The sequence below is a fragment of the Saprospiraceae bacterium genome (assembly GCA_016713025.1).
Taxonomy (GTDB): domain Bacteria; phylum Bacteroidota; class Bacteroidia; order Chitinophagales; family Saprospiraceae; genus OLB9.
In genome coordinates this window covers 2,474,136-2,487,674 of record JADJPZ010000004.1, presented here as the reverse complement: position 1 = coordinate 2,487,674, position 13,539 = coordinate 2,474,136, and the positions used below count along the sequence as shown (strand labels likewise).

General features: G+C 36.1%; 12 protein-coding genes. 5 read left to right on the top strand and 7 right to left on the bottom strand.

The features are described from left to right. Positions 1–215 precede the first annotated feature (215 nt). From IPK35_16845 to IPK35_16830, 4 genes are all read left to right on the top strand, one after another. Entirely contained in the window at positions 216–1,427 is a 1,212-nt protein-coding gene (locus tag IPK35_16845) for an IS256 family transposase (GenBank protein ID MBK8054885.1), read from the top strand. Between the two features lie 4 nt (positions 1,428–1,431). After that, positions 1,432–3,834, top strand: coding sequence for an ABC transporter permease (locus IPK35_16840; protein MBK8054884.1), 2,403 nt, complete (start codon positions 1,432–1,434; stop codon positions 3,832–3,834). Positions 3,835–3,970: 136 nt separating this feature from the next. Next, entirely contained in the window at positions 3,971–4,204 is a 234-nt protein-coding gene (locus IPK35_16835; GenBank protein MBK8054883.1) for a hypothetical protein, read from the top strand. A gap of 147 nt (positions 4,205–4,351) precedes the next feature. Beyond that, positions 4,352–5,248, top strand: a complete 897-nt coding sequence (locus tag IPK35_16830; GenBank protein ID MBK8054882.1) for a helix-turn-helix transcriptional regulator — start codon at positions 4,352–4,354, stop codon at positions 5,246–5,248. Positions 5,249–5,444: 196 nt separating this feature from the next. Here the strand turns inward: IPK35_16830 and IPK35_16825 are convergent, their stop codons facing one another. From IPK35_16825 to IPK35_16795, 7 genes are all read right to left on the bottom strand, one after another. Next, positions 5,445–6,665 (bottom strand): GTP-binding protein, encoded by a 1,221-nt coding sequence (locus tag IPK35_16825; protein MBK8054881.1) that lies wholly within the window; start codon positions 6,663–6,665, stop codon positions 5,445–5,447. Between the two features lie 342 nt (positions 6,666–7,007). Continuing rightward, positions 7,008–7,493, bottom strand: coding sequence for a hypothetical protein (locus IPK35_16820; protein MBK8054880.1), 486 nt, complete (start codon positions 7,491–7,493; stop codon positions 7,008–7,010). A gap of 23 nt (positions 7,494–7,516) precedes the next feature. Continuing rightward, positions 7,517–8,398: a DJ-1/PfpI family protein gene (locus IPK35_16815; protein ID MBK8054879.1), complete on the bottom strand. Its 882-nt coding sequence runs from the start codon at positions 8,396–8,398 to the stop codon at positions 7,517–7,519. After that, on the bottom strand, positions 8,395–9,126 hold the full coding sequence (locus IPK35_16810; GenBank protein ID MBK8054878.1) for a PepSY domain-containing protein: 732 nt from the start codon (positions 9,124–9,126) through the stop codon (positions 8,395–8,397). Before IPK35_16810 ends, IPK35_16815 begins: the two co-directional genes overlap by 4 nt. A gap of 86 nt (positions 9,127–9,212) precedes the next feature. Beyond that, a complete protein-coding gene (locus IPK35_16805) occupies positions 9,213–9,602 on the bottom strand; it encodes a hypothetical protein (GenBank protein MBK8054877.1) in 390 nt (129 codons plus the stop codon). Between the two features lie 27 nt (positions 9,603–9,629). After that, positions 9,630–9,788, bottom strand: a complete 159-nt coding sequence (locus tag IPK35_16800) for a hypothetical protein (GenBank protein ID MBK8054876.1) — start codon at positions 9,786–9,788, stop codon at positions 9,630–9,632. 269 nt (positions 9,789–10,057) lie between these two features. After that, complete coding sequence (locus IPK35_16795) at positions 10,058–10,441, bottom strand: hypothetical protein (GenBank protein ID MBK8054875.1); 384 nt, start codon at positions 10,439–10,441, stop codon at positions 10,058–10,060. Between the two features lie 592 nt (positions 10,442–11,033). Here IPK35_16795 and IPK35_16790 point away from each other — a divergent pair. Then, entirely contained in the window at positions 11,034–13,478 is a 2,445-nt protein-coding gene (locus IPK35_16790; GenBank protein ID MBK8054874.1) for a TonB-dependent receptor family protein, read from the top strand. The last annotated feature ends 61 nt before the right edge of the window (positions 13,479–13,539 follow it).

Sequence of the window (13,539 nt, the reverse complement as noted above, 5' to 3'; positions counted from 1 at the left end):
AAGTAAAATTAATTAACAACTTAAACTTTATCACAAATGTTTACGTACAACATCAAAGTTGCCTGGAGAAAGGGAGTGTAAGAAAGATTGTGTAAACTAGTATCAAGGAGTTAGGCTTCCATCTGTGGGGGGTACCCCCCACAGATGGAAAATTTTTTAATATGTTTGTGCGACCAAGTACAGACACATTTTTTAACCTAACAAATTTAATAGTTATGCAAAGTAACAAATTTAATCTTAATCTCTCTGAATTTCTTCAGGATGTCAAGTCTCTTAATGATTTTGACAATGTTATGAATGGTCTTTACAAAGATGGCATTCAAGAACTTTTAAAAGCTGAACTAAGTCATCATTTAGGCTATTCAAAACACTCGCCCGATGGGATTAATTCAGGTAATTCCCGGAATGGGTCTTATAAGAAAAAGATACGCACTACACAAGGACAGGTAGAGTTGGATATTCCACGGGATCGTAACGGTGAATTTGAGCCTATCATTGTTCCCAAGGGCCAAACTACCACTGAGAAAGTAGAATCTGTCATTACATCTCTTTACAGCAGAGGTATGAGCACCGATGACATAACAGCTCAAATTCAGGAAATTTATGGCTTAGACGTTTCTAAAACCTTTGTTTCAGATATTACAAACAAAATGATTCCGGCTATCCAGGAATGGCAAAACAGACCTTTGGATAATACTTATTACATCGTTTGGATGGATTGTATTTGTTTTAAAATCCGGCAGGATAATAAAATCATCAACAAGAGTATTTATATCGTTATAGGACTGAAAACCAATGGGATCAAAGAAGTTTTGGGCATCTGGATGAGCGCCAACGAGTCTGCCGCGTTTTGGCTTTCTGTCTTAAATGAGCTCAAAGACAGGGGCGTTAAAAAGATGCTCATTGCATGCACTGACAATCTTACAGGATTCACTCAGGCCATTCAAACTGCTTTCCCCGATACCGTATCCCAGCTTTGTATCGTTCATCAAATCAGAAACTCTATGAAGTTTGTCCCATGGAAAGATAGAAGGGCCTTCCTGGCTGATTTAAAAACTGTTTATGCCGCTTTAAATATGGAAACTGCTCTCATTGCTTTTGAAGCTTTTAAAGCAAAATGGGGGTCTAAATATGCCTATGCCATTAAAAGTTGGGAAGCAAACTGGTCAAATCTATCTCCCATGTTTCAGTATCCTACTAACATTCGTAAAATTATGTATACCACTAATACCATTGAAGGCCTCAACAGAGCCATCAGAAAATTTACCAAAACCAAAACACTTTTTCCAAATGATCAGGCAGCCTTGAAATCTGTATATCTTGCTATTCAGCAAATTCAAGTTAAATGGACAATGCCAATTCATAACTGGCATATTACTCATAATGAAATTTTAATTATCTTTGAGGATAATTTGATTCAGCCATAATTCTTTGAAGTTTTGTTTACACAAAATATTTTACAGCCTCTGGAGAAATCTAAAAAAGAATGGTATTTATTCTGGTCTCAATATTTTTGGGTTGGCTATTGGGCTGACTATTTTCCTGTTTTTACTGCTGTTTATTAAACAAGAATTATCCTTCAATAAATTCAATAGCAACTATGAGAACATAGTTAGAGTTGGGCAGACAGCAACATTTGATGGTAAAAGCTATGAATGGGCTTCTGTGCCAAATAGTGTAGGGCCAACCATGGCTAAAGAAATACCTGAAATAAAAGCTTATGCCAGGATTTTAAGTCATTCATTCGGGACACCAGCCTTAGTCAATACAAAGAATGATAAGTTTACTGAAAAAAAATTATATTGGGTTGATAACGATATTTTTAAAGTTTTTGACATTAAGCTTTTGTCTGGCAATCAATCCAACATACTTGATGCGCCTAATACTGTTATTCTTAGCAAGACTACAGCTCAAAAGTATTTTGGTAATCAGGAGGCTATAGGGCAGAGTTTGAAAATAGACCATGAATATACAGTCAATGTTAGTGGCATATTTGAGGATTTACCAAGTAATTCTACTTTGGATGCAGAAATATTGGGATCTTTCAACACTATGGAATGGGCATCAAAAAACCTTACATGGAGCAATGCCAGTTTTGAGACCTATTTTCTATTAAATCCTAATACAGACCTTCAGGCATTGGATAAAAAATTTAGCGACGTACTTGATAAAAACGTACCTAAAGACGACCAATGGTTTAAATTTTGGTTACAGCCACTAAGTAATGTTCATCTTTATTCTTCACATATAGAAAGCTCTAGCACCACACGTATCGGAGATGCCAATCAAGTAAAAATTTTGATAGCTCTGGCACTTGCCATTTTATTTATAGCGTGTATCAATTATATGAATCTTGCTACATCACAATCTCAAAAAAGCCAAAAAGAAGTAGGATTAAGTAAAGTGATGGGAGCCACAAGGTGGAGTTTAATAAAGAGATTCTATTCTGAGTCATTTTTGATGGTGTTTATATCTGTTTTAGTGGGTTTTTTGTTTTTATGTGCAGCATTACCATTATTTAATACCATTGCTGAGTCTAACATCTCATGGACAGACCTTTTGAATGGCCGATTTGTAGCTAGTATTTTGATTTCTGCTATAGTTTTGTCATTTTTGGCAGGGTCATATCCAGCATTAATGCTCACTTCATTTTCTCCGCTTTCACTATTTGGGAAGAAGGAAAATACGGCACTTTCTACCGAAAATATAAGAAAAAGTTTAGTTGTGCTTCAATTTACAGCATCTATAATCCTGATCATTTGCACTATGGTATTCAATAGTCAGCTTCGGTATATGCAATCCAAAAATTTGGGTTATGACACAGAACAAATTGTCAGTGTATCCACTGCAGGTGCTGAAAACAGAGAGCAAATCGATGGATTGATTGGAGAGTTAAAAAGCAAGTACTTTGTAAAGAGTGTTTCAAGAGCTCAGGCACTTCCTGGTGAGTCTTCAAGTTTGAGGGCTTTATCCCGCAAGGAAGATCCTGACAAAAGCAGTTCAATAAATACCAATCACACAACTCCTGAAATATTCGAAACGATGGGTATGAAACTTTTGGCAGGTACTACATTTCCGGCAAGGACATCACAAAGTGATACAAACGTGCAAGTGGTGTTAAACCAATCGGCGATTAAATTTTATGGATACTCTCCCGAAGAAGCGATAGGAAAGACAGCTTACAATCTTTTTAGTTGGAATAGAGCAAAAATCGTTGGCGTAGTGGAAGATTTTCATTTTGAAGATTTCCGAAAGCCTATAGGAGCCTATGCGTTTCATAATAATCCTTCAGAAGGCAGACCAAATCTTTTGATCAGGATGGAAGGTGGAGTTTTGAGTGATAATATGAGTATAATTAAATCTGAATTTGCAAAAAAATTACCAAACGCTACATTTGAATATACTTTTTTGAATGATGCCGTCGGTAAACTATATGCCAATGACGCAAAAACTTCTAATATTATCATGTTTTTTTCTATTGTAGCTATTTTGATTGCTTGCTTAGGATTATTTGGATTGGCAGCATTTACCGCTGAGAGGCGAAAGAAGGAGATAGGTGTTCGCAAAACACTTGGAGCTACTGTACCAGGCATTATGCGTTTACTTTCTTATAGTTTTCTGAAATTAGTGCTCATCGCTTTTGTCATAGCAGCGCCTTTGGCTTGGTATTATATCAATCAATGGTTGAATGAATTTTCTTTCCGAATCGATATTCCATGGTGGGCATTTTTGGCTGCTGGTTTTTCTACAATGATTTTAGCCTTAATAACCGTCAGTTTTCAGTCTATCAAAGCAGCACTCATGAATCCGGTAAAGTCGCTGAGGTCGGAATGATGGAGAAAGGAGAATGGAGAAGGGAGAACGGAGAAAGGAGAAAGGAGAATGGAAAGTGCACAAAGAGTGCGGATTTCCTATAGGGATAATAGGGCAAGCATGGGTAAAAAGGAGAATGTAGAAAGGAGAAAGGAGAATGGAGAATGGAAGAAGGGAGAAGGGAGAACGGAGTGATGTAGAAAGGAGAAAGGAGAAAGGAGAATGGAGAAAGGAGAACGGAGAAAGGAGAAAGGAGAAAGGAGAATGGAAGAAGGAGAATGGAGAAAGGAGAAAGGAGAATGGAAGAATGGAGATTGCAGGAAGGAGAATGGAGAATGGAGAAAGGAGAGTGGACAAAAGAAAGTGCAAAAAGTGGGCGGATTCCCTTTAGGATAATAGGGCAAGCATGGGTAAAAATGGAGAAACAATTTAATCCTTATTTTTTATAATTATTAATCGACATTTTTAGACTATTGGTATAAATTTTAGTATCATTTCAGCTTGTTTCCATAGATTTGAGTGTCTTTAATAAATTAAAATGTCTTTTACCCAGTTCAGTCATTTAAACAGTGAATCTGTACCGGAAAAATTAGTGTATCATAATAATACACTGGTGTTTTCAGAGCTAAAGCAATTTTATAAACCTATCCAATCCGAAGGTATTAGTATAAAATATGTTTCTGCTGGTGTTGAGAATTATGTGCTGAACAATAAAAAAATCACTTTGAAAGCCAATGAATGTTTTATTTCCAATCAACCATTAGATGGAAGTGTTGGCATTGAGAGTAATTTTAATGTTAATGGTACTTGCCTTAATATTTCATACCATCTCATTGGTAAAATTGAAGCATCCTTGAAAGATTGCAGATATTTTGAAGGAGAAGAATCCGGAGGAGTTGCCATTTTATCGGAAGAGATATTTGAAGTTTTTACCTTAGGAAATAGTCATTTGAGTCAGAAATTATTTTCTTTAAAGCAAAAACATCAAGGCAATAAGCCATTTGGTGATGAAAATAATGAAAACTTGTTTTTCGAATTTGGAGAAGCTTTTGTTCTTGACCAAAAACCACAATTAATATACCTAAGTAAGCTAAACAATGCAAAAAAAGAAACAAAAAAAGATATTGTAAAAAGACTACTTTGGGCAAAAGAATACTTGGAAGCTAACTATAATACAGATTTAAAAGTCAAGGAGTTAGCTAAAGTGGCTACCATGTCTGATTTTCATTTTTCGCGTATGTTTAAACAGGTATTTGGTTATGCCCCTTATCAATATCAGGTGAAACTCAGAATGGAAAAAGCCAGACAACTGTTAAATAAAAGGGCTGGTTTGGTTCAGGATATTGGTCTTGCTGTGGGATATTCAGATATTTATACTTTTAGCAAGGCATTTAAGAGGTATTTTGGTTTGTATCCTTCATATCTATTTTCATAAATACTGAAATCCGAAAAATCAGTTTTGTTTGTCTCGTTTAAAGAATTGAAAAATGTTTATTTTAGATTGATATGAATTTCATCTCATCGATTTGGGTTTCATTGATGTCTCTGTCTCGAATTAGAATCTTATCTCAGGTAGGCATTAATGTGATGTCTATGTTCTTTTTCTTTTTATGATGATTGATTTTCCGAATTTAAATATCCTGCGGAAATGGGTCTATAAATGTTATTTGGTTTTCAAACTGAGATATCTCACTATCATCTAACAAACAATTTTCGAGATCTGCTATCATTTTTTCCTTGTCCATATCTTGTCCGATAAATACGATCTCATTCATGCGGTCTCCCCAAGTCTTGTGCCATTTGGCTTCGATATAATGCTTATTATGTACAAATGAAGGATATTCTATTCTCTCGCTATATGGCATGCTGCACCACCAAACACCCGCACGTTCGAGTCGTGATGAACCACCTGCCTGACTAAAATTGATAGCATCATCTGGCCGTGATGCCAGCCAGAATAATCCTTTTGCCCTGATCACTGAACTCGGGTAACTGTCATTCAGATACTTCCAGAATCTTGCAGGGTGAAAAGCCTTTTGATTGCGAAATACAAAGGATGAGATACCGTATTCTTCTGTTTCCGGTACGTGAGCACCACCTTCCAGTTCTTTTTGCCATCCGGCTGATGACTCGGCTTCTTCAAAATTGAAAAGTCCGGTATGCAAAATTTCTTTTGGGGCTATTTTGCCAAAAGATGATGACACGATCTTTGCACCAGGATTTAGTTTATGAATCGATGCTTTTAAAAGACCGACAGTCTTTGCATCTACCAAGTCGGTTTTATTCAAAATAATTACATTGGCAAATTCTATTTGATCCGTTAGCAGATTGACTATCGTCCTGTAATCGCCCTCCATATCCGTAAGTGCTCTGTCCACTAATAATTCATTGGTGCCAAAATCCTTAAAAAAATTATAGCAATCCACTACCGTCACCATTGTATCTATATAACTGAATTTTGATAGATCGATATTGCCATCTTCACTCACAAAACTAAAGGTCTGCGCCACAGGAACAGGTTCGCTAATACCGGTACTTTCGATCAGTAAATAGTCAAATCTGCCTTCGTTTGCCAGTTTTTCTACTTCGACCATGAGATCTTCACGCAGTGTACAACAGATACAACCATTGCTCATTTCCACCAATTTTTCTTCTGTGCGTGATAGAGTGTTTTCATTTTCGACCAATCTTGCATCAACATTTACTTCACTCATATCATTAACGATGACAGCCACTTTCAAGCCTTCCTTGTTATGCAAAATGTGATTCAATAAAGTTGTTTTTCCTGCTCCTAGAAAGCCACTTAATACTGTTACAGGCAGTTTTTTTTGTGTCGTATTTGCTGATATCATATTATTGAATTTTGAGTTGAATTTACACTTAAATGCAACAACGTTGCAAATATACATCTAATTCATAAAAGTGACGTAATGTTTTGTATTAAATTATTCCACTATTTAATTATTGGTTTTACAAAACTCGATCAAACATAGATTTATCAATTATCGATTCAGATGTCGACTGGAAATGGGTTATAAATGCAATCTAGCTTTCAAACTGGTACATCTTTGAAATAAAAAGGAGAAGGCCTTGGCATCGGCCTCCCCAAAAGATAAAAAATCTGACTATGATTTTACACTTTTTACGGAGCTTCGAAAGAATAATTATAAAAATTAATTCAAAGCCCTGAAGAATTATAGTATGCCCATTTCACTAGGATAACTATACAAGTTTTGCTGTCTTGCAAGTCGCTTTTTTCTGCTGTCTTTAATCAACCAAACCACAAAACCGGTAAAGAATAGCTGAAATATCGCCTCACCAAATTCCACAAACATGGACATTGGATAAGCTGCTTCCCATGTTTCGTTTACTAATTTGAATTCCAGATACTTTGCTCCCAAAATAAATGTATCAAGCAATAAAATAAAGGAATAAGCTGTAGCGGTAAGCCACATAAATATAGATTTCCCTTTGGTCCACAATAAAAATGATGCCCAGAGTGAGAAGGTAAGAAATACAATCCTGAGCAGCAAGAAATAAAAACCACTGTCCCTAGCATATATCATCACCAGGTCGCCAGGCAATAAACTTTCATTGCTCCAAATTTGATTTCTCAATACCATCCAAAGTAAAAATAGTCCCACTGCGATGGCATAATAATTGATAAATTTTCGTTCCATTTTTTATGATTTAAAATTAAAAATTACTTTTTGGCTTTTTTAACTTGTTCAAGACTGTCAACAATAGGATTGACACCGGCATCATACATGGCTTTCATCATCCACCGCACGAGCCAACCTGTTTTTTCGGGTGTGCCTCCTTGTATAGGTGGGGCGGGATCGTACTCCATGTCGAGCATAACTCCTTGAGCATACTTTTCGCCCCAATTGTCTTGGATGATAGCTATGGCCATATCCATTCCTGCTGTCACACCTGCACTTGTCCAGTATTTGCCATCTTTTGTGTAACGGTCATCTCCCTGAATGGCACCATATTTTTTCAAAAATTCTTCTTCTCGATACCAATTGGTCGATGCTTTTTTCCCTTTCAAAAGTCCTGTTGCCCCGAGAATCCATCCACCGGTACACACGGAAGATGTGTATATAGAGTTTTGGTCTATTTTTTTGATCCAATCCAATATTTTGGTGTCGTAAGCAGCTTCGATGGTTCCTTTGAAACCTCCTGGTATAACCAAAATATCCAATTGATGTACTGAATCCATCACAACATCAGGAATGATCTGAGTACCCATCACCGTTTTAAATGGCCCTGGCCTAATACCTATCAGCTGTGCCCTTACACCTGTCTGACTAAGCACATATTTGGGTCCCATAAAATCAAGATCATTGACTCCCTCATAGACCAGAATACCGATGGATTTTATTTGGGTTTTTGGTTTTCCCAATATCAAATCCATAATCATGGAGTGGTCTTCGTTTGTGATCGAATCGGGCAGTTGTGTTTTCAATAGTGAATCCTGGGCTGATAGTTCTTCTATCTTTGGTAAAGGATTTTTGTCATCTTTTTTGTCGCTACATGAAAAGATAAAAACACTTACTAATAATAAAGAAATGATGTTTTTCATTTTTTCGTCTGAAATTTAGTTGTTAAGAAAAAAAGTGTAAAACCTGAGAGCAATGTCACAAGTCCGAATATGGAAAAAAGTCTTAAAAGCCAATTGTTAAAGTCATCGCGTTCCTGATAATCCATAGTATGCATCATCCATAAGAAGTCAAAGATTCGCCATTTATCGTTTCTAAATGACTGTACTGAACCCAAATTTGGAGATACGTAAACGGTTGTATTATTGGGTTTATCAAAGGTAATTGCGTAAGCAGGAAGTGGTTTTTCACGATATTCATGGTGTCCGTGTGTAGTTGTAAGATATTCGGTTTTCAAAAGTTTGGAAGGGTTTTTTAAACTTTTTTGCGCCAGTTCAATGGCTTCTTTTTCATTGATTTCCTTGCGCGGAGCTAATGAATGGGCATTAAAAAGCAATACCTTGAGTTCAGGTTTTTTAATATGCACCTGATAATGGGCTTCGCCCAGGATGTCAACAAGTTGAATTTGATCTATCATTAATCCCTGTTTGACAGACTGAAGACTATCTGTCAGTGTTGACAAGCTACGACCACCTGTTGGGATAATCAATGAAGGCTTTTCATTTTTGATGTCTTCTCCCCGAATGGTCTCGATACTTGTCCAGCTGAAATACAATCCACCTATGGTCCAGAACAGGAATTGAATTCCTAGGATCAGGCCAAGATACCGATGCCATTTTCTGGCTTGTTTTTGAAATTGAAATTTGGTCATTATTAAATAGAATTTATAAAAATGTAATGCGCTTAAAAGAAAAATCCTGATGATAAATACTTCGCTTTACCCTCAGGATAGATTATTTAAGATTTTGCTTTAAATTTAACTGTTTTTGTTGTCACATTGTCACTATGATCTTCTACTTTGATGGTCAATGTGACGGCAGTCTCACCTGTCAATCCTGATGGGGTAAAATGTTCATCAAAAGAATACTCAGTTTTGTCATGAACAGTAGGTGTAGCTTTAAAAAGTTGAGAGCCGTCGCTATCCTTTGTGACTTTGATCTCCAGCTCATGGAGACTTTGATCAGTCACTTTACCATGGATATGCACTTCGCCTGTTACTACTGTATTCTCAGCAGGCTTTTCGATGGTCAAAACTGGTGCATTTTTATCATTTTCATCACCATGATCGTGACAAGAGGCAACCGCAAAAAGACTCAAAATCGCCAAAAGAAAAAATTTAGATCTCATTATATTAATGTTTAAAAAGTTAAAAAATCACAATTTAAAAGCCAAACTCACTCCCAACATCCTGGGACTACCCAACATATAACTCCCAAATGTACCCCATGCCATATATCTTACATCATTTATATTTCGTGCCCATACCGAAATATCAAAATGATCGCTTGTAATCCCAACACGGAGATTAGCCATGCCATAAGCTTTTTGGCTCTCCGTATTTTCAAAATTAAAATGAAATATCATCCAAGAAGTAAAATATACAAAACAGAAAATTGAATGCCAAATTTAATATCATAATTATTTAATTTACAAAACATTATGATTTAAACATTTTTGCAGAATATTTTCTGCTAACTACTAGATGACTAGTTGCAAATACATGTAATTGAAATTTGTCATCTTCCAAATAGATCATCTACCTGAAATGCACATCATCACTTAATATGTGTTGAAATAATGTTTTAAGCCTGTTCCGGAGGATGGACGACTTCTTTAAGATGGGCTGAGCCAATGATATGTGAGTAGTTAAATTTTAAAGTATTCTCTTTTTTAAAAACGTGTACTCTATTTTCTAGTACTTGGACAGAAGGAAAACTCACTATCCAATGATCGAATTTGTCTTTTTGAGAAGACGGAATCTGTTGTTTTTCTGATTGATCAGATTTTTTAAGCAACGAAGTAAGTACACATTTACCATTACAGAGCACTTCTGGTTTGTTTCTGTTGACACACATGATCTGTGCTATTTGCTCTTGATTGATGTAAAATTGAATAGCAATAATCATTTTGCTTGCTGGCTGAAGCAAGAAGATTAAGGCTATCGAAATGAGTACAAATGCTCTCAAATTTCTAAATTGAAGTGCAAATATATTATTGTTTTAAGATATTGATAACAAAGTTGCAAATATAATCACAAACAGCATAAATACACGTTGTTGCGTAAAATGGTAAAACAAAAATTTAAAAAATGGTATTCACAATACACAATCAAGATCCGACCTATTATATGCCTAACATAATTTATGGGGCTCAATAAGCAAGGTGTATATAACAAACTGCACGTTTTCAGTGTTCTTTTAAATAACTGATAAAAACATGGTTGAATTTGGGTGGGTCGTCTCAAGAGTAGCTTGACAGGCTATTCAGAATGAGGGTAGAGAGGAAGAAAATATGAATTTGTGCAGTTTTTTATAAACACATAAGCAAGAATTGACAAATCAATATTTTATTAACGAAGTATCTTTGTGTCATCACTTTTAAAAGCAAATTAAATGATTGATGCTAAAGAATTTTTAAAAAGTAGTCACCCATTTGTAAAGTTCAGTTTGGGTCTTTTCATTGTTTATTTACTTATTATGATAGTTAAAGCAGGCTATCTCACAGGACAATATCTCCAGACTTTGGTCAATTAATCCGTCACCATTATTTCCTATTCTTATGTTTAAAGCATCATTACTGAAAATTATTTTAGGTTTAATCACTTGTTTATTGGTTTTCCAAAATGTCCAAGGGCAAAGCATCCGCACACTCAAGGGATACGTAAGAGGAAATGATCAGGCATTGGTTGGGGCCAGTATTTCCGTGAAAAATAATAAAAATAATGACCTCATCAAAGGTGATTTTTCTGAACAAAATGGTAGCTTTGAGATGATGTTTTCATCATCTGATACCATTGTGATGGCAGTAAGTTATCTGGGATATGAAGACGTCTCGAAAGAAATAGTTTTTGGAAATAATTCTCATTATGACATAGGAGAGATCATCCTTGAGATATCTTCCGTAAAAGTGAATGAAATCACGGTTAGTGCATCAAAAACATTTGCAATACAAAAAATAGACCGTGTAGTAATAAACCCTGAGGCGTTGATCAGCAATGCTGGTATCACAGGACTGGAGCTCATGGAGAGGTCTCCCGGAGTGTCAGTGGATATGAACGGAAATATTTCAATTCGTGGCAAAAGCGGTGTTATGGTGTTTATAGATGATAAGCCAAGCTACCTTACCGGTGCAGATTTGGCCAATTATCTGAGGTCAATTCCCTCTTCATCCATAGCAAGTATTGAAATTATGACCAATCCTCCAGCCAAATATGATGCCGCAGGAAATGCAGGAGTCATCAATATACGTCTCAAGAAAAATGTAGCTACTGGGTGGAATGGTGGTGTAAATCTATCTTTTGGGCAAGGCCGTCATTCCCGTTCCAATAACAGCGCAAATCTCAACTACAGAGTAGGTAAGTTCAATTTTTTTAGCAATGTGAGTGCCAACTACAATAAGTCCTATCAGGATCTGACTATTGAACGCAATTATTTTGATGGCGAGAAGAAAGCAACGTCTTCATTTATCCAAAAGACTTTGATTACTCCGATTGGGAAGAATGCTAATGCAAAAATTGGCCTGGATTTTTATGTCAATGATAAATTGACTTTGGGATTTTCAACTGGTGGACTTCTCACAGATTCTGAAAGAAATCTAACCAATGCTGCCACAGTCACTGATGGTAAACAAAACGTGACTTCATATGTAGATGCTGACAATCCTACCAGTATCCAATTCAATAATTATTTTATCAATGGAAATGCAGGTATAAAATTCAAAGATAAATCAGAATTGACTTTAAATCTCGATTATATAGAGTATGACAACAAGATTGATCAAGTCCTGACCAATAAGATATTGAACCCGCAAAAAATGCTTCAATCCGTTTCGATATTGGCATCTGACTTACCTACCGACCTGAAAATTAAGAGTATAAAATTAGATTACCTTAAAACTTTAAAAAATGGAAGAGCTGAAGCCGGATTGAAATCGAGTATTGTTTCTGCTGATAATAAAGCTCAATTTTATGATGTTGTGAGTGGTCAGCGAAGGATCAATAACGAGTTTTCAAATCAATTTTTATATGATGAAAATATCAATGCAGCATATATCAATTATTCAGCAGATTTTAGTAAGATTTCTTTTCAGTTGGGATTAAGGGCCGAAAATACCAATATTGATGGTAATCAATTGGGCAATGAAGTAGTAAAGGACTCTAGTTTTAAAAATAGTTATACCAGCCTGTTTCCAACTTTTTTTCTGCAATACAGGATGGACTCCCTGAGTAATCATGTCTTTGGTTTGTCTCTCGGAAGGAGAGTGGATCGGCCTGCTTATAAAGATTTAAATCCATTTTCATACCCTATGGACAGATTTACCTATTATGGTGGCAATCCTTTTTTAGTGCCTACCTTTGCTTACAATGTAGATATGACATACACTTACAAGAATTTTTTAACAACTACCCTGACATACAGCAGAGCCGATGATGTCATCTTTGAGACCAATGAACAACGTGGCACCATTTATTACAGCAGACCCGGGAACTTCGCCAAACAAATCGCTTTTGGTATTTCTATAAATGGAAGTCAAAAACTTACCAAATGGTGGACGCTGCAGTTGTATGCTGCCCGACTTAAAAATGAATTTGTCAGCCAGGTCTATACAGAATTTCTGGATGATTCCAGGTGGTATACAGTCATAAGCCCTGTCAATCAATTTATCATCAACAAGAGATGGAGTGCTGAGTTGGCAGGAAACTATCAATCTACCGTGTTGATGGGACAGTTTATCATCCAGCCTATTTATAGTGTCAGAGCTGGACTATCCACCAAAATTCTTAAAGAAAAGGGAAGCCTTAAATTCAATGTGAGCGATATATTTTATACCAATCAGATCGAAGGTGACATCAGAAATATTGCCAATGCCAACGCCAACTGGTTTAGCTATCTTGATAGTCGGGTCGCTACTTTGTCCTTTTCATGGAGGTTTTCCAAAGGACAGACTGTGCGATTGAGACAGACCGGCGGCACAGAAGCAGAACAGAAAAGGGTGAAGAGTTGATCAATGATATGAACTACATATTAATTGATAAATTCAAAATCTGAATACTAAAAATCTGCAT

Bases quoted from the DNA above. Each gene is read 5' to 3' on its own strand.
- IPK35_16845 (MBK8054885.1), top strand. From the start codon at position 216: ATGCAAAGTAACAAATTTAATCTTAATCTCTCTGAATTTCTTCAGGAT.
- IPK35_16835 (MBK8054883.1), top strand. From the start codon at position 3,971: ATGGAGAATGGAAGAAGGGAGAAGGGAGAACGGAGTGATGTAGAAAGG.
- IPK35_16830 (MBK8054882.1), top strand. From the start codon at position 4,352: ATGTCTTTTACCCAGTTCAGTCATTTAAACAGTGAATCTGTACCGGAA.
- IPK35_16825 (MBK8054881.1), bottom strand. From the start codon at position 6,665: ATGATATCAGCAAATACGACACAAAAAAAACTGCCTGTAACAGTATTA.
- IPK35_16820 (MBK8054880.1), bottom strand. From the start codon at position 7,493: ATGGAACGAAAATTTATCAATTATTATGCCATCGCAGTGGGACTATTT.
- IPK35_16815 (MBK8054879.1), bottom strand. From the start codon at position 8,398: ATGAAAAACATCATTTCTTTATTATTAGTAAGTGTTTTTATCTTTTCA.
- IPK35_16810 (MBK8054878.1), bottom strand. From the start codon at position 9,126: ATGACCAAATTTCAATTTCAAAAACAAGCCAGAAAATGGCATCGGTAT.
- IPK35_16805 (MBK8054877.1), bottom strand. From the start codon at position 9,602: ATGAGATCTAAATTTTTTCTTTTGGCGATTTTGAGTCTTTTTGCGGTT.
- IPK35_16800 (MBK8054876.1), bottom strand. From the start codon at position 9,788: ATGGCTAATCTCCGTGTTGGGATTACAAGCGATCATTTTGATATTTCG.
- IPK35_16790 (MBK8054874.1), top strand. From the start codon at position 11,034: ATGTTTAAAGCATCATTACTGAAAATTATTTTAGGTTTAATCACTTGT.